Below are 24,029 nucleotides of genomic sequence, written 5' to 3'. Positions count from 1 at the left end.
GTCGTTTGAGCCGCATCAAAGTTGCTACAAATCAGCACAATACGCGAAAAATTGCATATTCTTGGTTTCATGGTATTGCTTTGTGGAAATGCTGTGTAAAAATGTCGGGATAGAGATGAAAACTGAGCAGGTCCGCCCATGATTGCAACTTCCACCACATCCGCCACGCCGAAAAAGACGGTGTCGCCGCGGCATGCCTTGTTGGAAGAGCTGATCGGCATCGCCGTCAAGCAGGCGGGCGACCAGTATCTGGATCTGGCCAACAAGCTGGCCGGCGCCCTGATCGACGCCACCGATGGCGACACGCGCCAGATCCAGCAACGCCTGCGCGCCGGCAACCAACTGCGCAACCGCAATTTCGCCTTCCTGCACATCGCCACCAATACGCTGGAAAAAGCGCTGCGGCATGAGATCGCCCAGCTGGCGCCGGGAGCTAAACCGGCGGCGCGCGATACCGGCTTGGCTTTGTCGCTGGTGTCGATGGAGGAAATGGACAACAAAGTGGCGCTGAGCGGCGTCAGCAAGCCGTTCGAAACGCTGTATGCGGACCAGTTGCAAACCCTGAACGTGCGGCTGGCCTTCCTGCTGGACCGCGACATCCTGCGCGTCAATCAAAACCCGTTCCGGCCCGAGGTGTTCCTGGTGGCCTTGCAGGACGCCTGGACCGAGTTCGATCCGGAAGAGGAAGCTGCCGGGCTATTGCAGCCGCTGCTCAAGCCCGGCATGTTCATCGAACTGGGGCCGATGCTGGAAGCGCTGAGCCTGACCCTGCAGAGCAAAGGCGTCATGCCAGGCGATGTGGATCGCTACAAACGCCGCAAGTCCGACGCCGCGCCGGACGGCGGCAAGCCGCGTACCAATCAAGCGGCGCTGGCGCAGCAACTGCGGCAGTTCTTTGCTTCCAGCGATGTGGCTGGCTCGGCGGCAGGGCAGATTGTGGACGGCATCGCCAGCGGCATGATGGCGGGCGTGGACCTGAGTATTCCCGATCTGCCGGCGGCCGCGCTGACCGCAGGCAGTACCTGGACTCCGAACGCTGAGCGTGCCCGTGCAGTTGGCGCCGCCGTTGCCAGCATGGCCGGCGCCGTCGCGTCCGGCACGCAAGCCGGCGGCGCAATCGCCGGCCAGCCAGGGCAGTATCCGGGCGTCGCGGGCGGCGTTGTGCCAGCGAGCGGCTTCGTGGTTGGCGCCGCGCCCGGCGTGGCGCAGCCGGGCGGCGCGTGGGTGCAGGGCGCGGCCCAAGGCTTCCACGTCGGCGCGATGACCAACGAAGAAGCCCAGCTTGCCGCACAACTTGGCGCCAGGCAGCCATTGCTGGCCTACCTCGCCGAACTGCAAAAGACGGTGCCGCTGGCCGCCTTGGCAGGTGTAGCGGCGGCAGGCGCTCCGGCCGCCGACGGCGCACCGCCAGCCAACGTCTTCTACCTGCCCAACCTCAAGCAGGTCATGCCGCAAGGCAGCCTGACGCGTGCCGACGAAAGCACGATCGACCTGCTGTCCGCCGTGTTCGACACTGTGTTCCGCGACCAAAGCATCTCGCCCGAGATCCGCGAACTGATCCGTTTCCTGCAAATCCCGGTGCTGAAAGCCGCGCTGGTCGACAAAAACTTCTTCTTCCAGGAGGCTCACCCGGCGCGCCGCCTGCTGGAACTGCTGTCGCGCATGGGCTGGGAGCAGCGCAAGGGACCGGACGATCCGCTGTACCAGGCCATGCAGCGCAGCGTCGACCGCGTCGGCCGCGACTACGAGCAGGAACTGTCGGTGTTCGCCGAGGCGGTGAATGAACTCGAAGCCTCGATCCTGGCGGAAGAAAAAGCCGCCGCCGCTGCCATCGCCGCGCCAATCGCCGCCGCGCTCAAGCAAGAAAAGATGGCCGAGTCGGAGAAACTGGCCCGGAACTCGGTCGCCCTGCGCATCGGCACCGGCGAAGTGATCGCCGTGGTGGAAGCGTTCCTGGAACAGCGCTGGGTGTCGGTGCTGACCATCGCCTACAGCATCGAAGATGAAAAGCCGGGCGCCGTCAACAACGCCACCAGGACGATGGACGACCTGATCTGGAGCGTGCGTCCCAAGCTCAAGCCGGAAGAGCGCAAGCAACTGATCGCCAAGCTGCCGGGCCTGCTGTCGACGCTGAACAAATGGCTGGACGTCATCAAGTGGCAGGACGCCGAGCGCCTTCAATTCTTTGCCGAACTGGCCGAATGCCACGCCTCCATCGTGCGCGCGCCGCTGGAAATGTCGCCCGAGCGCCAATTGGAAATCTCGATGCAGGTCGCACAGCAGGCCGCCGAGCGCCGGCTGGAACTGCAAGCCAAGGCAGAAGCCGAAGAAAAAGCCCGCGCCGAACAGCCGCCGCCGGACGAAGACGAAGAAGACGCCATCATCGAAGTGGACGGCCTGGCGCGCGGCATGTGGCTGGAATTCGCTGACGACGAGGGCGGCCACCGCAAAGTCAAACTGGCTTGGATCAGCCCTTTGCGCACGCTCTACATCTTCTCAACCGCCGCGCGACAGGAAGCCTTCTCCATGTCCGGCGACGAGCTGGCCAAGCGCTTCCGCGATGGCAGCGCACGCGTCGTGCGCGCCGAAGGCGTAGTCACTGTCGCCCTGTCCGAAGCCCTGTCCCGCACCGCCGACAACGACGCCTCCATCGCCCCGTCCGCCGCCGTCGGCTAAGTGCGCTTTAGCCGTGCGTGGAGTTATGCTAATGCGTCTTCCAGAGGGATGGCCTGTGCGCTGCAGTTATCTAGTTCGTCGGCGCGGCGTTCGATTTCCGCTTTATGTGGGACGGCGCAAGAGGCAGCGTACGGGGATTGGATTCCGGCAGATGTCGACGTAGCTTCATCGATAACAAGCGGCATTTGCATGGGGGAGCCGGGCGCGGTGAGTGGCATCTTATGGCACGCCATTGGCGCCGTGTTGGCGGTAGGCGGGGCGGGCGCCGAGGCGGTCGGCCCAGGCTTGGAGGGCGGGCAGGGCCGGGCGCTCGATTGGCGTCGACTGCCAGCGGTTGTGGGAGAGGCCCAGTACGATGTCCGCCAATGTGAACTCGTCGCCGCAGACGTAGGCGCCGGTGCCGGCCAGTTGGGCGTCCAGCAGCGTCATCAGGCGGTTCCATTCGGCTGCGCTGGCGGCGATGGCGGCGGGATCCGCGTGCGCCGGGCTGTGCCGGATCAGTGCCATGAAGGCGTAGCGCCATGCGTTGTTCAACTCGGTCGCCTGCCAGTCCATCCATTTTTCCACCTGCGCCCGCGCCATCGGCTCGGACGGCAGCAAATCCGTGCGGCCATGCTTGCCGGCCAGGTAGCGGCAAATGGTGTTGGATTCCCACAGCGCCTGGCCGTCATCGACAATCACCGGCACCAACCGATTCGGATTCACGGCCAGCAGGCTGTCATCCTGCATCGCGTGCTCGTAGGGCAGGCCGAGTTCCGCGCAGGTCCACAGTACCTTGCGCACATTAATCGACGTGGATTTTCCCAGTATTTTTAGCATTGCGAATATTTCTTTACGGTAATTGTTCGCCAGAATACACAAGCATGTGTTTTAATGCGTGCTGCAGTGCAGAATACAGGAGTATGCGGTAAATGATGATGTGGTGGCATTGGTTAAGTGTAATCGGCAGCCTGGCGGTGACCGGCCCGATAGGCGTGGCGATCGTGGTCTGGCTGCTGGCCGGCAAATCCTGGCGGCTGACCGCCATTTGGCTGGTGCTGTTCGGCGCCGGCATGGCGCTGGTGGTCGCCACCAAGATGGCGTTCATCGGGTGGGGCATCGGCGTAGCCTCCGTGGAATTCGCCGGCTTCAGCGGCCACGCCATGCGCGCCGCCGCCGTGTTCCCGGTGGCCGGCTTCCTCGCGACCCGTTCCACATCGCAGACCATGCACTGGCTCGGCACCGCCGCCGGCGTGCTGCTGGCCGTGCTGATCGCCATGTCGCGCGTCTACGTGCGCGCCCATTCGCAGTCCGAGGCCGTTACCGGCTGCGTGCTGGGTCTGCTGGTTGCCGGCATCTTCATCTGGTACGCCAGCACCGAGCACCACATGGCCCTGAGCCGCCTGCTGGTGATGCTGTGCATCCCGGTGCTGCTGGTGGCGCCACGGGTCGAGCCTATCCCGGCCGAACAATGGATTACCAAGGCCGCGCTCTACCTGTCCGGCCGCGACCAGCCATATACCCGCCAGATGTGGCGCAAGCCGCGCTTCCCGCTCGACTGACGGACCTGCAACGTTGCGCGTTTTCCGGCCTTATTTGATGCACAAAATGGTATTATTGTGAACTTTTCCAGCCCACACACCAGATAACAACGTGCGTCTATCTTCCATCAAATTGTCGGGATTTAAGTCTTTCGTTGATCCCACCAATTTTCAGGTTCCGGGTCAGTTGGTTGGCGTGGTCGGTCCCAACGGTTGCGGCAAGTCGAACATCATCGATGCGGTGCGCTGGGTGCTGGGCGAATCCAAGGCGTCCGAGCTGCGCGGCGAGTCCATGCAGGACGTGATTTTCAACGGCTCGACCCACCGCAAGCCGGCCGGGCGCTCGTCGGTTGAACTGGTGTTCGACAACAACGCCGGCAAGGCCGCCGGCCAGTGGGGCCAATATGCTGAAATTGCCGTCAAGCGCACGCTGACGCGCGACGGCACCTCGACCTACTACATCAACGGCCAGCCGGTGCGCCGCCGCGACATTCAGGACATCTTCCTCGGCACCGGTCTCGGTCCGCGCGCCTACGCGATTATCGGTCAGGGCATGATCTCGCGGATTATCGAATCGCGCCCGGAAGAGCTGCGCGTGTTCCTCGAAGAAGCTGCAGGCGTCTCCAAGTACAAGGAACGCCGCCGGGAGACCGAAAACCGCCTGCACGATACGCGTGAAAACCTGCTGCGCGTGGAAGACATCCTGCGCGAGCTGAATTCCAATCTGGAAAAGCTGGAAGGCCAGGCCGCCGTCGCCACCAAGTTTCACCAGTTGCAAGCCGACCAGGAAGAGAAGCAAAAGCTGCTTTGGCTGTTGCGTAAAATCGAAGCCGAGAACGAGCAGAAAAAATACTTCCGCGAAGTCGAGCAAGCCCAGAACGATCTGGAAGAACAAACCGCCAAGCTGCGCAACGTCGAGCTGTCGCTGGAGCAGATGCGCCAGTCGCACTTTGCCGCCGGCGATCGCCTGCACACGGCGCAGGGCGCGCTGTACCAGACCAACGCCGAAATCGGCAGCCTGGAAGCGCAGATCAAGTTCGTGGTCGAATCGCGCAGCCGCCTGCAAGCGCAGTTGGCGGCGCTGACCGCGCAGCGCGACCAGTGGCAGCGCCAGGCAACCGAGGCCGGCGAGCAAATCGAGGAAGCCGAGTTCGCGCTGGAAGAACTGAGCGCCAAGGTCGAAGAATCGCAGGTGATGGCCGAGCAAAAGGCCGAATCGCTGCCGATGCTGGAACAGGCGTGGAAGGATGCGCAGGTCAAGAGCACCGAATCGCGCGCCCGCATTATGCAGGCGCAGCAGCAGCTCGAACTGGAATCGGCGCACCAACGCAACGCCAACAACATCCTCAACGGCCTGGCCGTGCGGCGCGAACGCCTGCAGCAGGAGAAGAGCGGTTTGAGCCTGCCGGACAGCGCGCACCTGTCCAACCTGCGCATGCAGCTGGAAGAAAAGCAGCAGGCGCTGGAAGAGCAGACCTTCCTGCTGGAAGAGGCGCACGAGCAGCAACCGAAGCTGGAGCAGGAACGCCAGGAAGCGCAGCAGCAGGTCAACGCCGAAACCGCCGCCAACGCCCAGCTGGAAGCGCGCCTGAACGCGCTGCGCCAGTTGCAAGAGCGCGTGCAAACCCAGGGCAAGGTCACGCCGTGGCTGCAGAAGCACGAGCTGGAATCGCTGCCGCGCTTGTGGCAGAAACTGAATATTGAAGCTGGCTGGGAGCCGGCGCTGGAATCGCTGCTGCGCGAGCGCACCTCGGCGCTGCAGATGTCGAACATCGAATGGGCCAAGGCCTTCTTCAGCGATGCGCCGCCGGCCAAGCTGGCGCTGTACGCGCCATCCACCGCCGTGCCGCCGGCGCCGGTGGAAGCGCCGGGCCTCAAGCCGTTCCTGAATCTGTTGAAGATTAACGATCCGGGCTTGCGAGGTTTGCTGCAGGACTGGCTGCACAACGTCTACACCGCCGAAGACACGGCCGAAGCGTTTGCCGACCGCAGCAAGCTGCCGGCCGGCGGCGTGATCGTCACGCGCCAGGGCCACGTGGTCACTCAGAACAGTGTGCGCTTCTACGCCGCCGACTCCGAGCAGGATGGCATGCTGGGCCGCCAGCAGGAAATCGATAACATCACCAAGCAGCTGCGCGCGCAGCAGATGCTGGCCGACGAAGCGCGTTCGCGCTCGGTGCGCGCTGAAGCCGCCGTGTCGGAACTGACGCGCCGCCTGACCGAGTACCGCGCCAAGCTGCAAAGCCTGCAATCGTCGGTGCACACGCTGCAACTGGAAGTGATGAAGCTGACCGAGGTCGAGGCGCGCTTCAACCAGCGCAGCACGCAGATCGAAGCCGACCTGGCCGAAATCACCGCGCAGGAAGAAGAGCAAACCCAGATCAAGCTGGAATCGGAAGAGAAGTTTGAGCAGCTCGATATGGAACTCGGCAATCTGCAAGGCGAGCATGAAGACGGCCAGACCGCATTCATGGAGAAAGAGCAGCGTCTGGCCGACGCCCGCGAAGCGCTGCGTGATCTCGAACGCGCCGCACAGGAAGTGCAGTTCGCGGAAAAGACCCAGCGCAGCAAGATCGAAGAATTCCGCCGCAATATCGCCACCGCGACCGCCCAAGTAGCGCAAGTCACGGAGAGTATCGAGTCCGGCCGCATGGAGCTGGAAGGCCTGGAGCAGGGCACGGCCAACGAGGGCCTGCAGGAACTGCTGGACCGTCGCACCACGCAAGAAAAAGCGCTGTCCGACGCGCGCCATGAACTCGACCAGATCGCGCAGCAACTGCGCCTGTTCGAGGAAGGTCGCATGTCGACCGAGCGCGCGTTGCAACCGCAGCGCGACAAGATCATGGAGATGCAGCTCAAGGAGCAGGCCGCGCGCCTGAACCAGGAGCAGTTCGCTGCGCAGCTGGCCGAAGTGCAGGCCGACGAGGCGGCGCTGGCCGAGAAGCTGCATCCCGATATGAAGGCATCGTACCTGCAGGGTGAGGTCACGCGCCTGACCAACGCCATCTCGGCGCTGGGCGCGGTCAACCTGGCGGCGCTGGACGAACTGGCCACCGCTTCCGAGCGCAAGAACTTCCTCGATTCGCAGAATGCGGATTTGACGGAAGCGATCAACACGCTGGAAGACGCCATCACCAAGATCGACAAGGAAACGCGCGATCTGCTGCAAGACACCTTCGACCGCGTCAACGGTCACTTCTCCGAACTGTTCCCGATTTTGTTCGGCGGCGGCCAGGCGAAACTGATCATGACCGGCGACGAAATCCTGGACTCCGGCGTGCAGGTCATGGCCCAGCCGCCGGGCAAAAAGAACGCCACCATTCACCTGCTGTCCGGCGGTGAAAAAGCGCTGACCGCCACCGCGCTGGTGTTCTCGATGTTCCGCTTGAATCCCGCGCCATTCTGCCTGCTCGACGAGGTCGACGCACCGCTGGATGACGCCAACACCGAGCGCTTCTGCCGCATGGTCAAGCGCATGTCCGAACATACTCAATTCCTCTTCATCTCGCACAACAAGATTGCGATGGAGATGGCCAATCAACTGATCGGTGTGACGATGCAGGAACAAGGTGTATCGCGCATCGTGGCGGTGGATATGGAATCCGCCGCAAACTTCGCTTCCGAGGCTCAAGCAGCATGACAGATCTTCAACTCAGTTTAATCGCAGCCGCCGGCGTGTTTGTCGCCGGCGTCTTCACGTACAACAAAATCCAGGAATACAAGGCCAAGAAAAGCGTCGAGCGCGCTTTCTCATCCGATCACGACGATGTGCTGATGCGCAGCGGCGACGAGTCGCCGGCGCTGGCGCGCCAGGAGCCGAGCTTCTCGCTCGACAGCGCAACGCCTGGCGTGGCCGGCGGTGAAGCCGCTGCCGCTGCGGCGGCATTGAGCGTAGTCGCAGCGGAATTCAGCACCGACGACGAATCCGGCGTCCCGGCCAGCGACGACCAACTGGCCGCGCGCGCCAACGCCGCCACCGCTGCGGCGGCGGAACAGGCCACGGCGCTGGTCGATCCGTTGATCGACTGCCTGCTGCCGCTGGCGCTGGAAGCCCCGGCGCGCGGCGACAAGCTGCTGCCGGTGCTGCAAACCCTGCGCATGGTCGGCAACAAGCCGGTGCACTATATCGGCAAGGCCGTCAGCGGCGACTGGGAGCCGATCGCCCACGGCGGCGTCTACACCGAGCTGCAGGGCGGCGTACAGCTGGCCAGCCGCAGCACTGCGCTGAACGAACTCGAATACTCCGAACTGGTGACGCGCCTGCGCGCGGTGGCCGACGAAATCGGCGCCGAACCAGCCATCCCGGACATGATTGAAGTGATGGCCGAAGCGCGCAACCTGCACCGCTTCGTCGCCGGTCACGACGCGCAGCTGGGCGTCAACCTGCAAACCAACGGCGCGCCGTGGTCGGTCACGACACTGATCGCCGCGCTGGAAAAACAGGGCTTCGACGTGCGTCCGGACGGCCGCTTCGTCATGCCGGACGGCGAGGGCGGCTTCCTGTTCTCGCTGTCGACCAATGTGACGCCGGCCGAGGAAACCACGGCCCGCCTGACGCTGTTGCTGGACGTGCCGTGCGTGGCCCCGGCGCGAGACGGTTTCGGTGCGATGGTCGCTTGTGCCAAGGCGCTGGTGGCTCGTCTCGACGCCACCATCGTGGACGATTACAACCAGCCGCTGTCCGATGCCGCGTTGACGGAGATCGCCGGCCAGGTGCAGGACTTCTACAATGAGATGAACGATGCCGACATTCCCGCCGGCTCCACCCGCGCCATGCGTCTGTTCAGCTAAGAAGGTTTTGTAATGACGGAAGTAGATTTCAAAACGCGCATTGAACAACTCAGCGCGGAGCTGAACCGGCATTTGCACGCCTATCACGTGGAAGACGCGCCCACCATCCCGGACGCGGAGTACGACAAGCTGTTTATCGAGCTTCAGCAATTGGAAGCCGCACATCCCGAGCTGGCGCTGCCAGACTCGCCGACCCAGCGTGTCGGCGCGGCGCCGCTGCCACAGTTCGAGCAGGTCACCCACACGGTGCCGATGCTGTCGCTGAATAACGGCTTCACCGACGAGGATATCGAGAACTTCGACCGCCGCGTGCGCGAGGGCCTCGATACCGCCGCGCTGATCGAATACGCCGCCGAAGTAAAGTACGACGGCCTCGCCATCAACCTGCGCTACATCGACGGCCTGCTGGTGCAAGCCGCCACGCGCGGCGACGGCTATACCGGCGAAGACGTTACGGCCAATATTCGCACCATTCGCAGCATTCCGCTTCGCCTGAAGACCGACAATCCTCCAACCATCCTCGATGTGCGCGGCGAAGTGCTGATGTTCAAGCGCGATTTCGAAGCGATGAATGAACGCCAGCGCGAAGCCGGCCAGAAGGAGTTCGTCAATCCGCGCAACGCGGCAGCGGGCAGCCTGCGCCAGCTCGACTCGCGCATCACCGCATCGCGCAAGCTGAGTTTCTTCGCTTACGGCGTTGGTGCGCTGGAAGGCGTTGCGATGCCGCTGTCGCACTCCGCGCTGCTGGACTGGTATCGCGAGCTTGGCCTGCCGGTGGCGAAGGAAGCCACGGTGGTGCGCGGCTACGACGGCTTGATGGCTTACTACAAGCAGATCGGCGAAGCCCGCCCGACCATGCCGTACGAAATCGACGGCGTGGTGTACAAAGCCAATCGCCTGGAAGACCAGCGCACGCTGGGCTTCGTCTCGCGCGCGCCGCGTTTCGCGCTGGCACACAAGTTCCCGGCCGAGGAAGCGCTGACTGTGGTGCAGGCGATTGAAGTGCAGGTCGGCCGCACCGGCGCGATCACGCCGGTGGCGCGCCTGGCTTCCGTGTTCGTCGGCGGCGTTAACGTCACCAACGCCACGCTGCACAACGAAGATGAAGTGCGCCGCAAGGACGTGCGCGTGGGCGATACCGTGATCGTGCGCCGCGCCGGCGACGTGATCCCGGAAGTGCTGGCCGTGGTGCTGGAACGCCGCCCTTCGCCGGAGCCGGAAGCCTACGTGCTGCCGAAGACCTGCCCGGTGTGCGGTTCGCACGTGGTGCGCGAAGAGGGGGAGGCGATTGCCCGCTGCTCCGGTGGACTGTTCTGCTCCGCGCAGCGCAAGGAAGCCATACGCCACTTTGCCGGCCGCCGCATGATGGACATCGAAGGCCTGGGCGACCGCTACATCGACAATCTGGTCGAACATGGGCTGGTCAAGCGCGTGGCCGACTTGTACGCGCTCAGGCTGGAAGACCTGCTTGAAATGAAGCGCCTGGCCGACGAGCGTGACGGCACGACGCCGGAGACGGTCGCACAGGGCAAGATCGCCACCAAGTGGGCCGACAATCTGCTGGAAGCCATCGCCGCCAGCAAGAACCCGCCGCTGGAACGCCTGCTGTTCGCGCTGGGCATCCGCCACGTGGGCGAATCGACCGCCAAGACGCTGGCCGAGTGGCTGGGCCGCTTTGACCTGATCCGCCGCGTGCCGGCCGCGCTGTTGCGCGTGCTGCCCGACATCGGCGGCACCGTGGCAGAATCGATTGCCGACTTCTTCGCCGAACCGAAGAATCAGGAAGCCATCGACGCGCTGCTGGCCGCCGGCGTCAAGCCGAAAGACGAGCACGCGCCAAGCGCCAAGCTGCGCGAGAAGCTCGATCCGGTCAAGCTGATGGCCGCGCTGGCGATTCCGAAATTGACGGAACCACGCAGCAAGCAGCTGGTCGAAGAAGGTGTGTCGCTGGAAGCGCTGGCGTATCTGCAAGTGTTCAACGTGTTCGGCCTGCCGGCAGCTGTGGCGGAATCGCTGGACCAGTGGATGCTCCAGCCGGGCAATCGCGAGCAGGTCAAGGCACTGCATTTGCTGCGCGAAGACCTGCTGGCGCAACTGCCGGAAACCGTGGCAGCCGAAGGCCACCTGACCGGCAAGACCTTTGTACTGACCGGCACCTTGCCGACGATGGGCCGCGACCAGGCTGCCGCGCTGATCGAAGCGCAGGGTGGTAAAGTGTCCGGCTCCGTATCGAAAAAAACCCATTACCTTGTGGCTGGCGCGGATGCGGGCAGTAAGCTGGCCAAGGCTCAGGAGTTGGAAGTCACCATTCTTGACGAAGCAGGACTGCTCGCATTACTCGAAGAAAAACGCGAAGAAAAATAATCATGCCAAAAATTCAAAAAGCTGTATTCCCTGTCGCCGGCTTGGGCAGCCGCTTCCTTCCCGCCACCAAGGCGCAGCCGAAAGAGATGCTGCCTATCGTCGACAAGCCGCTGATCCAGTATGCGGTGGAAGAAGCGGTGGCCGCCGGCATCACCGAGATGGTGTTTATCACCGGCCGTAACAAGCGCGCCATCGAAGACCACTTCGACAAGGCCTATGAGCTGGAATCGGAACTGGAAGCGGCCAACAAGCAGCAGCTGCTGGAACTGGTGCGCAACGTGATTCCGAAAAGCGTCAACTGCATCTACATCCGCCAGTCGGAGCCGCTGGGCCTCGGCCATGCGGTGCTGTGCGCGCGCCCGGTGATCGGCGACGAGCCGTTCGCCGTGCTGCTGGCGGACGACTTCATGGACACCGCCGCCGGCGTCAAGCCGGTGCTGGCGCAGATGACCGACCTGTATGCCTACGAGCGTTCCAGCATCCTGGCGGTGCAGGAAGTGCCGCGCGAAGCGACGCGCCAGTACGGCATCGTCAGCGCCACCGCTTACCAGCCGAAGCTGGAACTGGTGCACGGCATCGTCGAGAAACCGGCGCCGGAAAAAGCGCCTTCCACGCTGGCCGTGGTAGGCCGCTATGTGCTGTCGGGCCGTATTTTCGATTTCCTGGAACACCTTGGCAGTGGCGCGGGCGGTGAAATCCAGCTGACCGACGGCATTGCGGAACTGATGAAGCACGAGCGCGTGCTGGCCTATCGCTACGACGGCCAGCGTTACGACTGCGGCTCCAAGCTGGGCTACCTGAAAGCCACCACCGCGATGGGCCTCAAGCATCTGGAAACCGGCGCTGAGTACTGCCAGTTCCTGCGCGATATCCAGTGCGACATTAACGGCGAAGCCAAATGACTGTCCGCGAAATCCTGAAGATGGGCGATCCGCGCTTGCTGCGCGTGGCCGAACCAGTGACCGAGTTCGACACGCCTGCCATGCGCGAACTGATCGCCGACATGTTCGACACCATGCACGCGGCCAATGGCGCCGGGCTGGCGGCGCCGCAGATCGGCGCCAACCTGCAACTGGTGATCTACGGTTTCAAAAGCAATCCGCGCTATCCCGACGCGCCGCAAGTGCCGGAAACGGTACTAATCAATCCGGTGCTCACGCCGCTGTCGGACGAGATGGAAGAAGCGTTCGAAGGCTGCCTGTCGGTGCCCGGCATGCGCGGCAGCGTGCCGCGTTACACCAGACTGCGTTACGAAGGCGTGGATCAGCATAACCAGCCGATCAAGCGCGAGGTCGACGGCTTCCATGCGCGCGTGGTCCAGCATGAAGTGGATCATTTGCTGGGCAAGCTGTACCCGATGCGCATCAAGGACTTTTCCAAGTTCGGTTTCACCGAGGTGATGTTCCCCGGCCTCGATCCCAACGACGACGATTGACGCCATGAAGCCACAGCCACCGGTGCGCCCGCGCGTGGGACAGGTGCGCGGCGAGTTCCAGCTAGGGACCTCGCGCATCAAGCGTGTTGGCGTCAGCCGCTGGCACTGGGGCGACATCTACCACTGGATGCTGACCGTCAGCTGGCCGCGTTTCTTCATGCTGGTCGGCGCGCTGTACATCATCACCAACCTGGTGTTTGCGCTGGCGTTCTACCTGGTGCCTGGTTCCATCTCCAACGCGCGTCCCGGCTACTTCCCGGACTGCGTGTTCTTCTCGATTGAAACGCTGGCCACGGTCGGCTATGGCTACATGAACCCGGCCACCACCTACGGCCACATCGTCGCCTCGACCGAGATTTTGCTCGGGATGGTGGAAGTGGCGGCGGTGACAGGGCTGCTGTTCGCGCGCTTCTCACGTCCCACCTCGCGCATCATGTTCTCCAACGTGGCGGTGATCACGCCGTTCAACGGCGTGCCGACGCTGATGCTGCGGGCCGGGAACGAGCGCGCCAATTTGATTCTGGAAGCCTCGGTACGCGCCTCGCTGGTGCGGCGCGAGACCACGCTGGAAGGGCAGGTGTTCACGCGCTTCTATGATTTGCAGCTGGAACGCGAGCAGTCCGGCGTGTTCGCGCTGACCTGGACCATCCTGCACAAGATCGACGAATCGAGCCCGCTGTTCGGCAAGACGCAGCAGGACTTGCAGAACGAAGGCACCACGCTGGCGGTGGCCATTTCCGGCACCGACGACACGCTTAACGATTTCGTGCACGCGCGCCAGACCTACGCGGCAGAGCACATCTACTTCGGCCACCATTTTGCCGACATCCTGTCCGACAAAATGGAAGGCAACGTGCGCATTCTCGACTACAGCAAATTCCACGACATCTACCCGGACGGCAGCCGTGAAGGCAGCATGCCCGGCGCCGCGCTGGCGCATCCGGGCTAATTGCCCAGCAGGTCGCGGGAGTTCAGCAGCGCGTAGACGATTTCCGGATGGTCGCGCAGGCAGCGCCGCACGGCGGCTGGCAAGGCCTCATGCGTCTTGCGGCACAGGCCTGGTTGCTCGGCTAGTTTGATCGACAGACCCATGACGGTGCTGACGCCACGCTCGCTGGGCGTGATGGTCAGCCGGATGCCGAGCAGTTCCTGCAAGCGCTGTTTAATGCGGCCGAGATCCTCGTAGGTCGCCATCGCTTCGATCTTTTCGATCAGGCGCTTCTCCTGCTCGCGCGTGAGCTGCAGCACGCGGATATCGGCGCCGTCGCGCTCCCATGCGTCCAACAGCTCATCCCGGCCGCACACGCAAGCGCCGGGCGGGCACTCTTTGCGGATCGGGAAGGGCAGGGCTGGTGGCATGGTCCGGCTATTCTACTCCAATCGCTGCTGTAAAAGCGCCAGCACTGCAGCTTCCACCGGCGGGCTCAGTATGGTGCCACCGAGGTAAGCTTCGATAATGGCAGGGTGGACGTAGCATTTCCGGCAAATGGTCGGCGTATTGCCGAGTTTTTTTGCGACCGATTCGATGGCTTGCACGATGTTCTTCTTGGCTTGCGCTTCGGAGTCATATTTTTCGTATTCTTTCAGCGCCACGGCGGCCAGCACGGTGCCGGCCCAGGTGCGGAAGTCCTTGGCGGTATAGTCGGCGCCGGTGATGGTTTGCAGGTAGTCGTTGACGTCGGACGAATCGATGGCGTGCGGGTTGCCGTCGTCGTCCTCGTACTGAAACAGCTCCTGGCCCGGCAGGTCGCGCATGCGGTTGATGATGTTGGCCAGGCGGCGGTCGTGCACCTCCACCGCATGATGCACGCCGCTCTTGCCGCGAAAGCGGAATTCGACCTTGCCGCCATTCAGGCGCACATGGCGCTCGCGCAGCGTGGTCAGACCGAAGGATTTGTTCTCGCGCGCGTATTCCTCGTTCCCGATGCGCATCAGCGTCGCTTCCAGCAGGTACACGATGGTGGCCAGCACCTTCTCGCGCGGCAGCCCGGGCTTGCGCAGCGCTTCATCGACGGCGCGGCGGATGACCGGTAGCGCCTTGCCGAAGCTGAGCATGCGGCCGTATTTGGCCTCGTCGCGGTGGCTGCGCCAGCGGGCGTGATAGCGGTACTGCTTTCGCCCTCGCGCGTCGCGGCCGGTGGCCTGCAGATGGCCCAGCGGATGCTTGCAGATCCAGACGTCGGTCCACGCGGGCGGAATCACCAGCGCCTTGATACGCGCCAGCGTGTCCTCGTCGGTGACGGCGCTGCCGTCGGCGTTCACGTAGCGGAATTGTTTGCCGTGCTTGCGGCGGGCGATACCTGGCTGGTCGTCGTGCACATAGCGCAGGCCTGCCAATTTGGCGGCAACTGGCGCGGGGGCGGGCGGCACGGCAGGCAGATCGCGTTTCATGGTTCTTCTCACAGATGGGATCTGCAAGCATGCTACGTCGGCCTGCGCACGGGCGTTGTGCGCTAGCGCACGATTAGTGCACCCATCAGTCCATGCGCTTGAGGCGCTGGCCGACGATGCTCCATTTGCAGGCCTCGCCGTCCACGGTGCCGGTCAGCACCCAGCCGGTGCCGATCTTCTCGACGCCGATCTCGCATTCCAGCTCTTTCGCCAGCTTCTCGGCCCAGCCCTTGGCGGCGCCCTGGCCTTTGAATAGTTCGTGGCCGTCGTAGATCACGGTGGCGTCGAAGATGGGGGCGGCAAAGATAGTCATGGCGGTACTCCGGGCAAAGTGCGTATTGTGCCACCTTTACCACTACGTCATTCAACGTATTCCTCAGAGGTTGTCTGCTAGTTAATCTTGACTCATCCAAAACCAGACGGGAGAGCAAGATGGTGTTGAAGAAGGTAGTGCTGGCGGTTGCAGTGGCGGCGATGGGCAATGCTTGGGCCGGCGCCACGGTCAATTTCGGCGAAGACAAGTCGGTCAGCGTTGGCTTCGGCCTGCGCGAGAGCTACACCAGTGCAGAAAACGGCGCGCCGGATGGCGGCCGTTCCAGCGACTTTAACCTCGACAGCGGCCGCCTGTTCTTCGGCGCCTCGCTCAACAAGAACATCAAGGGCATGTTCAACACCGAGTGGGACGGCGAACAAATCCGCGTGCTGGACGCCGCCGGCCAATTCGCCATTTCGCCGGAACTGAATATCTGGGCCGGTCGCCTGCTGTCCCCATCCGACCGCGCCAACATGGCCGGTCCTTACTACTCGCTGGGCGGCGGCTACTGGGCCGGCGTGGCCTCGCGCTACGGCTACAACGGCGGTATTTTCCGTGGCCGTGACGACGGCGTGGTCGTATGGGGCAATGCCGGCGACGGTGGCCGTCTCGGCTACTCGTTCGGCGCCTTCGAAGGCCACACCTTCGGCATTGGCTCGCTGACCCAGAACCAGGCCAAGGCCGCCGGCATCAAGGCCGACGATAAGCTGATGTACGCAGGTCGCATCCAGTACGACTTCTGGGACGCGGAACCGGGCTACTACGGCACCGGCAACTACCTGGGCGGCGCCGACATCCTCGCCATCGGCGTGGCGGGCCGCTCGCAGAAGGACGGCATCCTCACCGTCGGCAAGGTGGGCGACTACAACTCGTACAACGTCGACTTCCTGCTTGAGAAGCGCATCAAGGGCGCCGGCGCATTCGCGGTCGAAGCAGCCTGGTACAAGTACGACACCGACGACATCATCAAGTCCGAACAGGGCAAGGCATATTCCGCCGGCGCGTCCTACATCTTCGAGGACAAGGCAGGGTGGGGCAAGTTCCAGCCGTTCGTGCGCTGGCAGAAGTTCGCCGCCGACACCAACATCGACACCAAGCAGTTCGACATCGGCAGCAACTACATCATCGACGGCTACAACGCGCAGATCAGCGCCGTGTACTCGAAGACCAAAATCACCGGCGCAGCGGACAACGACAAGTTCTCGATCGCCCTGCAACTTCAATACTGAAACACTGACTAACCACCACGGAGCTTACACATGCAAAATCGTCGTAACTTTATCGGCACTATGAGCCGCATCGCCGCCGCTACCGCCCTGATGGCGGCCGGCACGCAGGCCTACGCCGCAGATACCATCAAGGTCGGCATCCTGCACTCGCTGTCCGGCACGATGGCGATTTCGGAAACGTCGCTGAAAGACGTGGCCTTGATGACCATCGATGAAATCAACGCCAAGGGCGGCGTGTTGGGCAAGAAGCTGGAGCCGGTGGTGGTGGACCCGGCCTCCAACTGGCCGCTGTTCGCGGAAAAAGCACGTGGCCTGATCGCGCAGGACAAGGTGTCGGTGGTATTCGGCTGCTGGACTTCGGTGTCGCGCAAATCGGTGCTGCCAGTGTTCAAGGAACTGAACTCGCTGCTGTTCTACCCAGTGCAGTACGAAGGCGAAGAGCTGGAAAAGAACGTGTTCTACACCGGCGCCGCGCCTAACCAGCAGGCGATTCCCGCAGTTGAATACCTGATGGGCAAGGAGGGCGGCTCGGCTAAGCGCTTCGTGCTGCTGGGGACTGACTACGTCTACCCTCGCACCACCAACAAGATCCTGCGCGCCTACCTGAAGAGCAAAGGCGTGAAGGATAGCGATATCGACGAGGTGTACACCCCGTTCGGCCACTCGGACTATCAGACCATCGTCGCCAACATCAAGAAATTTGCGGCCGGTGGCAAGACCGCTGTGATCTCGACCATCAACGGCGACTCCAACGTGCCGTTCTACAAAGAGCTGGGTAACGCCGGCCTGAAAGCGACCGACGTGCCGGTGGTGGCGTTCTCGGTGGGCGAGGAAGAACTGCGAGGCGTGGACACCAAGCCGCTGCTGGGCCACCTGGCGGCATGGAACTACTTCGAGTCGGTGAAAAATCCGGTGAACACGGACTTCATCAAGAAGTGGAAAGCCTACGCCATCGCCAAAAAACTGCCGAATGCGAACACCGTCGTGACCAACGACCCGATGGAAGCGACCTACGTCGGCATCCACATGTGGGCGCAGGCGGTGGAGAAGGCCAAGTCGACCGACACCGACAAAGTAATTGCAGCGATGGGCGGCCAGACCTTCAAGGCACCGTCGGGCTTCACGCTGACGATGGACGCGACCAACCACCACTTGCACAAGCCGGTGTTCATTGGCGAGATCCGTCCTGACGGCCAGTTCAACGTGGTGTGGAAAACCCCAGGCCCAGTGCGCGCCAACCCTTGGAGTCCGTTCATCAAGGGTAACGAAGGCAAACAGAAACTCTGATTGAGCCGCACCGTACCCCTAAGTGTTGGGGGCTGACCCCGTACGGGGTCAGACCCCTGTTCGCCGCAGTGCGGGTTTCACGATTTCCGCAAACTGGATCTGCCATGTTACGCAAAATATTTCTGATCGCCTGCCTGTGCCTCGCCCGCGTGGGTCATGCGGGCATTCCCCCTGACCTGCTAGCGCCGCTCGCCGGAGACGATCCTGACGCCCGCGTTCAAGCCATCGCCAATATCGGCGCACTGGCCAACGACGACGCATCGCGCTTCCTCACGGCGCTGCAAAGCGGCGACGTCTACTCCACGCCCGACAAAAAACTCTACATCGTCACCGACGACAAAGCCACCGACGCCGCCACCGGCGCCACCGGCCCGCTGCCCGAAGGGCTGGACGGCCTGATGGTCAACAACCGCCTGCGCGGCGCCATCGACGAAGCGCTGTCCGCTCTCAAGATGTTCTCTTCCGACCGTGCACAACGCCTCGCCGCCGTCACCGAACTGCAAAAAAGCGCCACACTGGCGCAAGCCCCGCTGATCGAAAAAGCACTGGGCAAGGAAACCGACACCGAAATCCGCGAACTGCTGCGCCTCGTCGCCGCCACCGCCAACCTGCAATCCCCGGACGCCGCCAAGCGCCGTGGCGCAGTCGAAACCCTGGCTGACAGCAGCAACGCCAACCTGCGCCCCACGCTGCAAACGATAGTAACCAGCGACGCCGACGACAGCGTACGCGTGGCCGCCGCCCACACCCTGCAAGCCCTGGACAGTCGCCTTGCACGCACGGAATTCATCGGCAACGTCTTCTACGGCATCTCGCTGGCCAGCGTGCTGCTGCTGGCGGCGCTGGGCCTCGCCATCACCTTCGGCCTGATGGGCATCATCAACATGGCGCACGGCGAACTGCTGATGATCGGCGCCTACACGACTTACCTTTGCCAGCTGGCCTTCCGCCGCTGGGCCCCGGACGCGCTGGACTGGTACCTGGCCGCCGCGCTGCCGGCTGCCTTCGTGGTTACCGCCGCAGTCGGCATCGCGCTCGAACGCACCGTGATCCGCTGGCTCTACGGCCGCCCATTGGAAACCCTGCTCGCCACCTGGGGCATCAGCCTGATGCTGATGCAAGCCGTGCGCACCATCTTCGGCGCACAGAACGTGGAAGTCGCAAACCCAGCCTGGATGTCGGGCGGGATCACCGTGCTAGGCTCGCTGGTGCTGGCCTACAACCGCATCGTCATCATCGTGTTCGCCATGCTGGTGGTGGCCGGTGTGTGGCTAATCCTGAACAAAACGCGACTCGGCCTGTTCGTCCGCGCCGTGATGCAGAACCGCCGCATGGCCGGCTGCGTGGGCGTCTCCACCGCCAAGATCGACATGATGACCTTCGGCCTCGGCTCCGGTATCGCGGGCCTGGGCGGCGTGGCGCTGTCGCAGCTGGGGAATGTGGGGCCGGACCTCGGCCAGGGCTACATCGTCGACTCGTTCATGGTGGTGGTGCTGGGCGGCGTCGGCCAACTGGCGGGCACCGTGATCGCCGCGCTGGGCCTCGGCGAAGCAAACAAATTCCTCGAACCGGTGGCGGGGGCAGTGCTGGCCAAGATCGCCATCCTGATCTTCATCATCATCTTTATCCAGAAGCGTCCGCAAGGGCTGTTCGCCATGAAAGGCAGGAGCGCTGAATGAACCATCCAACTCTGTTTTCGCGCAAGGCGTGGAGCGGCATTGTCGCTGCCACTGTGCTGCTGGCGGCGCTGCCGCTCCTGAATCTCTTCTTCGCCGACGGCCACGCGCTGCACGTGCCAAGTTACATGGTGAGCCTGATCGGCAAATTCATGTGCTACGCGCTGGCCGCGCTGGCGCTCGACATGGTGTGGGGCTACGCCGGCATCCTGTCGCTGGGCCACGGCGTGTTCTTCGCGCTGGGCGCCTACGCACACGGCATGTATTTGATGCGCTCCATCGGCAGGGAAGGCGTGTATCAGAGCGACCTGCCGGACTTCATGGTGTTCCTCGACTGGAAAACCTACCCGTGGTACTGGAGCGGCACCGACAGCTTCTGGGTATCACTGGCGTTGGTGGTGCTGGTGCCTGGCGTGCTGGCCTTCGTGTTCGGCTTCTTCGCCTTCCGCTCGCGCATCAAGGGCGTGTACTTCTCGATCATCACGCAGGCCATGACCTACGCCTTCATGCTGCTGTTCTTCCGCAATAACACCGGCTTTGGCGGGAACAACGGCTTCACTGACTTCAAGCGCATCCTAGGCTTTTCGATCAGCGCACCGGGCACCAAGACCGCGCTGTATCTGGTGACGCTGGCGGTGCTGGTTGGCTCGCTGCTGCTGTGCCGCTGGATCGTCACCTCCAAACTGGGGCGCGTGCTGCAGGCGGTGCGTGATTCGGAATCGCGCCTGATGTTTATCGGTTACGACCCGCTATGGTTCAAGCTCTTTGTGTGGACGCTGTCGGCGGTGCTGTGCGGGATTGCGGGCGCGCTGTATGTGCCCCAGGTGGGCATCATCAATCCTTCCGAAATGTCGCCGGCGAATTCAATCGAGATGGTGATCTGGGCCGCAGTCGGCGGGCGCGGCACGCTGCTCGGTCCCGTGATCGGCGCGTTCTCGGTGAACGGTTTGAAAAGCTGGTTCACCGGCGCATTCCCGAACCTGTGGCTGTTCGCGCTGGGTTTGATCTTTATCCTGGTCACGCGCTACCTGCCGCGCGGGCTGGCAGGACTGGTACGCAAGGAGCACGCATGAGCGTCAATGAACATCTGGAAGAACGTCTGAAGCAGGAGGCCGGGCCGGACGCCATCGGCGCGCAAGGCCCGTCGTATGGCCGCGTGGCCGGGGAAGGGGTGGACACCACGCACGGCGCCATCCTGTACCTGGAAGAGATCAGCGTAGTGTTCGATGGTTTCCGCGCCTTGAATAAACTGAGCCTCGATATTTCGGTGGGTGAGCTGCGCTGCATCATCGGGCCGAATGGCGCGGGCAAGACCACCATGATGGACGTCATCACCGGCAAGACGCGGCCGACCTCCGGTACCGCCTTCTTCGGCCAGACGATGGACCTGAGCCGTATGAGCGAGCATCAGATTGCGCATGCGGGCATCGGCCGCAAGTTCCAGCGCCCGACCGTCTTCGAACAGCACACAGTGTTTGAAAACCTTGAGCTGGCGATGAAAATGGACAAGCGCGTGCGGCCTACGCTGTTCGCGCGGCTGTCGTCCGAACAGCGCGGCAAGATCGAGGAAATCCTCAAGCTGATCCGCCTGAACGGCAGCGAGCAGCGCATGGCGGGGCTGCTGTCGCACGGCCAGAAGCAGTGGCTGGAAATCGGCATGCTGCTGATGCAGGAGCCGCAACTGATCCTGCTGGACGAGCCGGTGGCCGGCATGTCCGACGCCGAAACGGCGCGCACGGCGGAACTGCTGAATGAATTGCGCGGCAAGCACTCCATCATGGTGGTCGAGCATGACATGGCCTTCGTCACCGAGATCGCGCAGCAAGGCACGGTGACGGTGCTACATGAAGGCTCGGTGCTGGCGCAAGGCCGCATGGATGAAGTACAAGCCGACGAACGAGTAATCGAAGTCTATCTGGGACGCTGACGATATGCTGCAAGTAGAAAAAATCAACCAATACTACGGAGCCGCGCACACCCTGCGCGGCGTGTCGCTGGAGCTGGAAAAGGGCAAGTGCATGGCGCTGTTGGGGCGCAATGGCGTCGGCAAGACCACGCTGCTCAAATGCCTGATGGGCGTACTGCCCGTATCGGCGGGCAGCGTTAAATTGGAAGGGCGCGATATCACCAGGCTCGCGCCGCACCAGCGCGCACGTGCCGGCATCGCCTACGTGCCGCAAGGCCGCGAAATCTTCGCGCGATTGACGGTGGAAGAAAACCTGCTGATGGGCCTCGCCACGCATAGCGGCAAGAAGGCCAGCACCATCAAGGGCGAAGTGTACGAACTGTTCCCGGTGCTGAAAGAAATGCTGCACCGGCGCGGCGGCGACCTGTCCGGGGGGCAGCAACAGCAGCTTGCGATCGCGCGCGCGCTGCTGGCGGAGCCGAAGCTGATCATCCTTGACGAACCGACCGAAGGCATCCAGCCATCGATCATCAAGGATATCGGCAACGTCATCCGCCTGCTGCGCCAGCGCGGCGACATGGCCATCCTGTTGTGCGAACAGTACTTCGACTTCGCGCACGAACTGGCCGACCAGTTCATGGTCCTCTCACGCGGCGAAGTAGTTGCCAGCGGCGCCCAAGCCGCCATGAACGACCCAGACGTCAAGCGCCATCTGGCGGTCTGACGGAGTAGCACGGACTTAGACAGAGTCAAAATTGGTGTTGGGATGATGTCGTTTGATGATTTCCAACATCTCCGGCTTTTCCGAACATATCCATCTATCCCGTGCTTCACGAATGATGTTTCGGCCGCGCGAGTCCTTTATGGTCAGGTCGGCGTTATAGCTGCAGAGAAGGTCGAGCGATTCCAGGCTAAATGGGTCCGCGTCACGAGTAAACATAACCGCTGTGGAGCCATCAGCTGCGACAGCATTAACATCAGCGCCCGCTTTTAAGAGCGCCGCGACAATCGGGATATATTTTCTGTTCACTGCCCACATGAGAGGGGTGTAGCCTCGGCAGTGTTCAGCGTCTTCATCGAGCACTTCGTTCGGATCCTTGCCGGCATCCAGAAGCATCTCGACAGCATCAATATTCCCCCTCATTGCAGCTTGGGCAAGCGCCCCATCGCCTGCAAACATACCGCCACGCTGAATGAATTCACTTACCAGAGTTGGCCGATTCATTGCGATCGCGGCCACTAATGGACTTGAACCCCATTCATCCTTGGCCCGTGTCAGAACCCGCTTACTTGCGAGATTCAAAACCTCTTGGTCGGATCTGTGCTCGATCGCTGAGAAGATTCGGTGGCGAATAGCACGCCCAAATTTCTCCCTAAAGCGATAAAGGGCCTTGTTCCAGCGATATGGATCGCTTAGAAAAATAAAAGTCATTCTTAACTCAAGTTATTAAACGTTGCCATGACCACATGCTGAACACTCTGCTGGCCAACCGTTATGTCGCCAGTTCGCGATTTCCGTCCAGAAGGCGCCGTGACAATAAGCCGTCCATTCCACTCTCGAAAGGCAAAGCAATGCTTCAGCATCAGGCGCTTGATCCGAATCCAATATCCGATCAAGCACTTCATCTGCTTCATCCTCGGTCAAGACGCCCGGCCAACTCTTCTAAGATATCGCGTTTCATAGTTTTATACAGCATATTGCTGCGTCGCCTGGCTGGTGCCGGCGCGCTGGTGCGCAGCTTATACCTTTGCAAAATGGACAATACTGGTTTATTGTAATCCAGAATATATTTGCGAGGCAGGGCATTGAGATTTCATTGGGAAAAAGAGCTGCTTGAAGCGATCAAGAAGGCGCCGCGTGAAAACCTGTTGGGCGGCTGGCTGGTGGTGTTGCTTGGCTTGTTCATACTGGGCATCTCGGCATTCGATACGGTTCCTAAACTGCGCACTTATCGCTGGGTCAGCGGCATCGCTCAGGTCACAGCTACCGATGTCTATGAGCGCACTGGAAGAAACCACGGCTGGTGTGGCCGGGTCAGCTATACCTATGTCGTTGATGGCCGCACTTACAAGAGCCGCAATCTCACGTCTGCCATCATCTCGGATGAGGGCTGCCACCGCGACAAGGCGCAAGTCACTGCGGGACTGGCCAAGTTTGCGCCAGGCGCGGACATCCGCATTTTCTACGACCCGGCGGCGCCGGCGAGGGTAGCCATCGTGCGCGAAGAATTGAAATGGCATGACGGTTTCTTCGCACTGCTTGCGGTGCTGACGCTGGCCTTGGGAGGCTCCTGCATTGTGCAGGCCAGGCGTGTGCTACGGCGTCGTACCTGACGGCATCGCATCAAGGCTCTTCGCGGAGTTGGATGGTGAGCGATGACATATGTCCTCCAATCGTCAACTCTCTTCTTATCAGTGAGTAGGGCGCGCAGTCTGGAGCG

At 62.4% G+C, this 24,029-nt stretch carries 20 protein-coding genes; 15 read left to right on the top strand and 5 right to left on the bottom strand.

Going from position 1 to position 24,029, the window contains the following annotated elements:
• Positions 1-138 precede the first annotated feature (138 nt).
• On the top strand, positions 139-2,676 hold the full coding sequence (locus tag BMZ70_RS07205; protein WP_092271674.1) for a DUF1631 family protein: 2,538 nt from the start codon (positions 139-141) through the stop codon (positions 2,674-2,676).
• A 219-nt stretch (positions 2,677-2,895) separates the two neighbouring features.
• On the opposite strand, the gene BMZ70_RS07200 is transcribed toward BMZ70_RS07205, so the two are convergent.
• The gene (locus tag BMZ70_RS07200; RefSeq protein WP_092271671.1) at positions 2,896-3,495 is read right to left on the bottom strand and encodes a glutathione S-transferase family protein; all 600 of its coding nucleotides are present in this window, start codon (positions 3,493-3,495) and stop codon (positions 2,896-2,898) included.
• 92 nt (positions 3,496-3,587) lie between these two features.
• Between BMZ70_RS07200 and BMZ70_RS07195 the strand changes: the two genes are divergently transcribed.
• The 7 genes from BMZ70_RS07195 (at position 3,588) to BMZ70_RS07165 (ending at position 13,735) form a co-directional block, all read left to right on the top strand.
• On the top strand, positions 3,588-4,217 hold the full coding sequence (locus BMZ70_RS07195; RefSeq protein ID WP_092271668.1) for a phosphatase PAP2 family protein: 630 nt from the start codon (positions 3,588-3,590) through the stop codon (positions 4,215-4,217).
• Between the two features lie 91 nt (positions 4,218-4,308).
• Positions 4,309-7,836, top strand: a complete 3,528-nt coding sequence (smc, locus tag BMZ70_RS07190; protein ID WP_092271665.1) for a chromosome segregation protein SMC — start codon at positions 4,309-4,311, stop codon at positions 7,834-7,836.
• Positions 7,833-8,987, top strand: a complete 1,155-nt coding sequence (locus BMZ70_RS07185; RefSeq protein ID WP_092271662.1) for a cell division protein ZipA C-terminal FtsZ-binding domain-containing protein — start codon at positions 7,833-7,835, stop codon at positions 8,985-8,987. Before smc ends, BMZ70_RS07185 begins: the two co-directional genes overlap by 4 nt.
• Positions 8,988-8,999: 12 nt before the next feature.
• Positions 9,000-11,351, top strand: a complete 2,352-nt coding sequence (gene ligA, locus BMZ70_RS07180) for an NAD-dependent DNA ligase LigA (RefSeq protein ID WP_092271659.1) — start codon at positions 9,000-9,002, stop codon at positions 11,349-11,351.
• A 2-nt stretch (positions 11,352-11,353) separates the two neighbouring features.
• Positions 11,354-12,253, top strand: coding sequence for a UTP--glucose-1-phosphate uridylyltransferase GalU (galU, locus tag BMZ70_RS07175; protein ID WP_092271656.1), 900 nt, complete (start codon positions 11,354-11,356; stop codon positions 12,251-12,253).
• Positions 12,250-12,786: a peptide deformylase gene (gene def, locus BMZ70_RS07170; RefSeq protein WP_092271653.1), complete on the top strand. Its 537-nt coding sequence runs from the start codon at positions 12,250-12,252 to the stop codon at positions 12,784-12,786. Before galU ends, def begins: the two co-directional genes overlap by 4 nt.
• 4 nt (positions 12,787-12,790) lie before the next feature.
• The gene (locus tag BMZ70_RS07165) at positions 12,791-13,735 is read left to right on the top strand and encodes an ion channel (RefSeq protein WP_092271650.1); all 945 of its coding nucleotides are present in this window, start codon (positions 12,791-12,793) and stop codon (positions 13,733-13,735) included.
• Here BMZ70_RS07165 and BMZ70_RS07160 read toward each other — a convergent pair.
• The 3 genes from BMZ70_RS07160 to BMZ70_RS07150 form a co-directional block, all read right to left on the bottom strand.
• Entirely contained in the window at positions 13,732-14,145 is a 414-nt protein-coding gene (locus tag BMZ70_RS07160; protein WP_092271647.1) for a hypothetical protein, read from the bottom strand. The two genes, BMZ70_RS07165 and BMZ70_RS07160, sit on opposite strands and share 4 nt — an antisense overlap.
• Positions 14,146-14,157: 12 nt before the next feature.
• Complete coding sequence (locus tag BMZ70_RS07155; protein WP_092271644.1) at positions 14,158-15,177, bottom strand: DNA topoisomerase IB; 1,020 nt, start codon at positions 15,175-15,177, stop codon at positions 14,158-14,160.
• 85 nt (positions 15,178-15,262) lie between these two features.
• Positions 15,263-15,490 (bottom strand): hypothetical protein, encoded by a 228-nt coding sequence (locus BMZ70_RS07150; RefSeq protein ID WP_092271642.1) that lies wholly within the window; start codon positions 15,488-15,490, stop codon positions 15,263-15,265.
• 119 nt (positions 15,491-15,609) lie between these two features.
• Here BMZ70_RS07150 and BMZ70_RS07145 point away from each other — a divergent pair, with 119 nt between their 5' ends.
• The 6 genes from BMZ70_RS07145 to urtE all read left to right on the top strand — a co-directional run bounded on the left by BMZ70_RS07145 (position 15,610) and on the right by urtE (position 22,312).
• A complete protein-coding gene (locus BMZ70_RS07145) occupies positions 15,610-16,719 on the top strand; it encodes a porin (protein ID WP_092271639.1) in 1,110 nt (369 codons plus the stop codon).
• A 60-nt stretch (positions 16,720-16,779) separates the two neighbouring features.
• The gene (gene urtA, locus BMZ70_RS07140) at positions 16,780-18,006 is read left to right on the top strand and encodes an urea ABC transporter substrate-binding protein (protein ID WP_229205460.1); all 1,227 of its coding nucleotides are present in this window, start codon (positions 16,780-16,782) and stop codon (positions 18,004-18,006) included.
• Between the two features lie 104 nt (positions 18,007-18,110).
• Positions 18,111-19,685 carry an urea ABC transporter permease subunit UrtB gene (gene urtB, locus BMZ70_RS07135; RefSeq protein ID WP_092271633.1) on the top strand — a complete coding sequence of 525 codons (1,575 nt, stop codon included), beginning with the start codon at positions 18,111-18,113 and terminating at the stop codon, positions 19,683-19,685.
• Positions 19,682-20,755, top strand: coding sequence for an urea ABC transporter permease subunit UrtC (urtC, locus tag BMZ70_RS07130; protein WP_092271630.1), 1,074 nt, complete (start codon positions 19,682-19,684; stop codon positions 20,753-20,755). Before urtB ends, urtC begins: the two co-directional genes overlap by 4 nt.
• Positions 20,752-21,609, top strand: coding sequence for an urea ABC transporter ATP-binding protein UrtD (gene urtD, locus BMZ70_RS07125; protein WP_229205325.1), 858 nt, complete (start codon positions 20,752-20,754; stop codon positions 21,607-21,609). Before urtC ends, urtD begins: the two co-directional genes overlap by 4 nt.
• A 4-nt stretch (positions 21,610-21,613) precedes the next feature.
• A complete protein-coding gene (gene urtE, locus BMZ70_RS07120) occupies positions 21,614-22,312 on the top strand; it encodes an urea ABC transporter ATP-binding subunit UrtE (RefSeq protein ID WP_092271620.1) in 699 nt (232 codons plus the stop codon).
• A gap of 15 nt (positions 22,313-22,327) precedes the next feature.
• On the opposite strand, the gene BMZ70_RS07115 is transcribed toward urtE, so the two are convergent.
• Complete coding sequence (locus tag BMZ70_RS07115) at positions 22,328-23,020, bottom strand: ankyrin repeat domain-containing protein (protein ID WP_092271618.1); 693 nt, start codon at positions 23,018-23,020, stop codon at positions 22,328-22,330.
• A gap of 374 nt (positions 23,021-23,394) precedes the next feature.
• On the opposite strand from BMZ70_RS07115, the gene BMZ70_RS07105 reads away from it, so the two are divergent.
• Positions 23,395-23,922, top strand: a complete 528-nt coding sequence (locus BMZ70_RS07105) for a DUF3592 domain-containing protein (RefSeq protein WP_165403505.1) — start codon at positions 23,395-23,397, stop codon at positions 23,920-23,922.
• Positions 23,923-24,029 lie beyond the last annotated feature (107 nt).

Source organism: Duganella sp. CF402 (assembly GCF_900109645.1).
Lineage (GTDB): Bacteria > Pseudomonadota > Gammaproteobacteria > Burkholderiales > Burkholderiaceae_D > Rugamonas.
Note: the sequence above shows the minus strand (reverse complement) of the source record. Positions and strands in the feature narration are given on the sequence as shown.

Bases quoted from the DNA above. Each gene is read 5' to 3' on its own strand.
- BMZ70_RS07205 (WP_092271674.1), top strand. From the start codon at position 139: ATGATTGCAACTTCCACCACATCCGCCACGCCGAAAAAGACGGTGTCG.
- urtC (WP_092271630.1), top strand. From the start codon at position 19,682: ATGAACCATCCAACTCTGTTTTCGCGCAAGGCGTGGAGCGGCATTGTC.
- BMZ70_RS07145 (WP_092271639.1), top strand. From the start codon at position 15,610: ATGGTGTTGAAGAAGGTAGTGCTGGCGGTTGCAGTGGCGGCGATGGGC.
- BMZ70_RS07155 (WP_092271644.1), bottom strand. From the start codon at position 15,177: ATGAAACGCGATCTGCCTGCCGTGCCGCCCGCCCCCGCGCCAGTTGCC.
- BMZ70_RS07185 (WP_092271662.1), top strand. From the start codon at position 7,833: ATGACAGATCTTCAACTCAGTTTAATCGCAGCCGCCGGCGTGTTTGTC.
- BMZ70_RS07200 (WP_092271671.1), bottom strand. From the start codon at position 3,495: ATGCTAAAAATACTGGGAAAATCCACGTCGATTAATGTGCGCAAGGTA.
- def (WP_092271653.1), top strand. From the start codon at position 12,250: ATGACTGTCCGCGAAATCCTGAAGATGGGCGATCCGCGCTTGCTGCGC.
- urtB (WP_092271633.1), top strand. From the start codon at position 18,111: ATGTTACGCAAAATATTTCTGATCGCCTGCCTGTGCCTCGCCCGCGTG.
- ligA (WP_092271659.1), top strand. From the start codon at position 9,000: ATGACGGAAGTAGATTTCAAAACGCGCATTGAACAACTCAGCGCGGAG.
- BMZ70_RS07160 (WP_092271647.1), bottom strand. From the start codon at position 14,145: ATGCCACCAGCCCTGCCCTTCCCGATCCGCAAAGAGTGCCCGCCCGGC.
- BMZ70_RS07115 (WP_092271618.1), bottom strand. From the start codon at position 23,020: ATGACTTTTATTTTTCTAAGCGATCCATATCGCTGGAACAAGGCCCTT.
- BMZ70_RS07195 (WP_092271668.1), top strand. From the start codon at position 3,588: ATGATGATGTGGTGGCATTGGTTAAGTGTAATCGGCAGCCTGGCGGTG.
- BMZ70_RS07150 (WP_092271642.1), bottom strand. From the start codon at position 15,490: ATGACTATCTTTGCCGCCCCCATCTTCGACGCCACCGTGATCTACGAC.
- urtD (WP_229205325.1), top strand. From the start codon at position 20,752: ATGAGCGTCAATGAACATCTGGAAGAACGTCTGAAGCAGGAGGCCGGG.
- galU (WP_092271656.1), top strand. From the start codon at position 11,354: ATGCCAAAAATTCAAAAAGCTGTATTCCCTGTCGCCGGCTTGGGCAGC.
- BMZ70_RS07165 (WP_092271650.1), top strand. From the start codon at position 12,791: ATGAAGCCACAGCCACCGGTGCGCCCGCGCGTGGGACAGGTGCGCGGC.
- urtA (WP_229205460.1), top strand. From the start codon at position 16,780: ATGAGCCGCATCGCCGCCGCTACCGCCCTGATGGCGGCCGGCACGCAG.
- urtE (WP_092271620.1), top strand. From the start codon at position 21,614: ATGCTGCAAGTAGAAAAAATCAACCAATACTACGGAGCCGCGCACACC.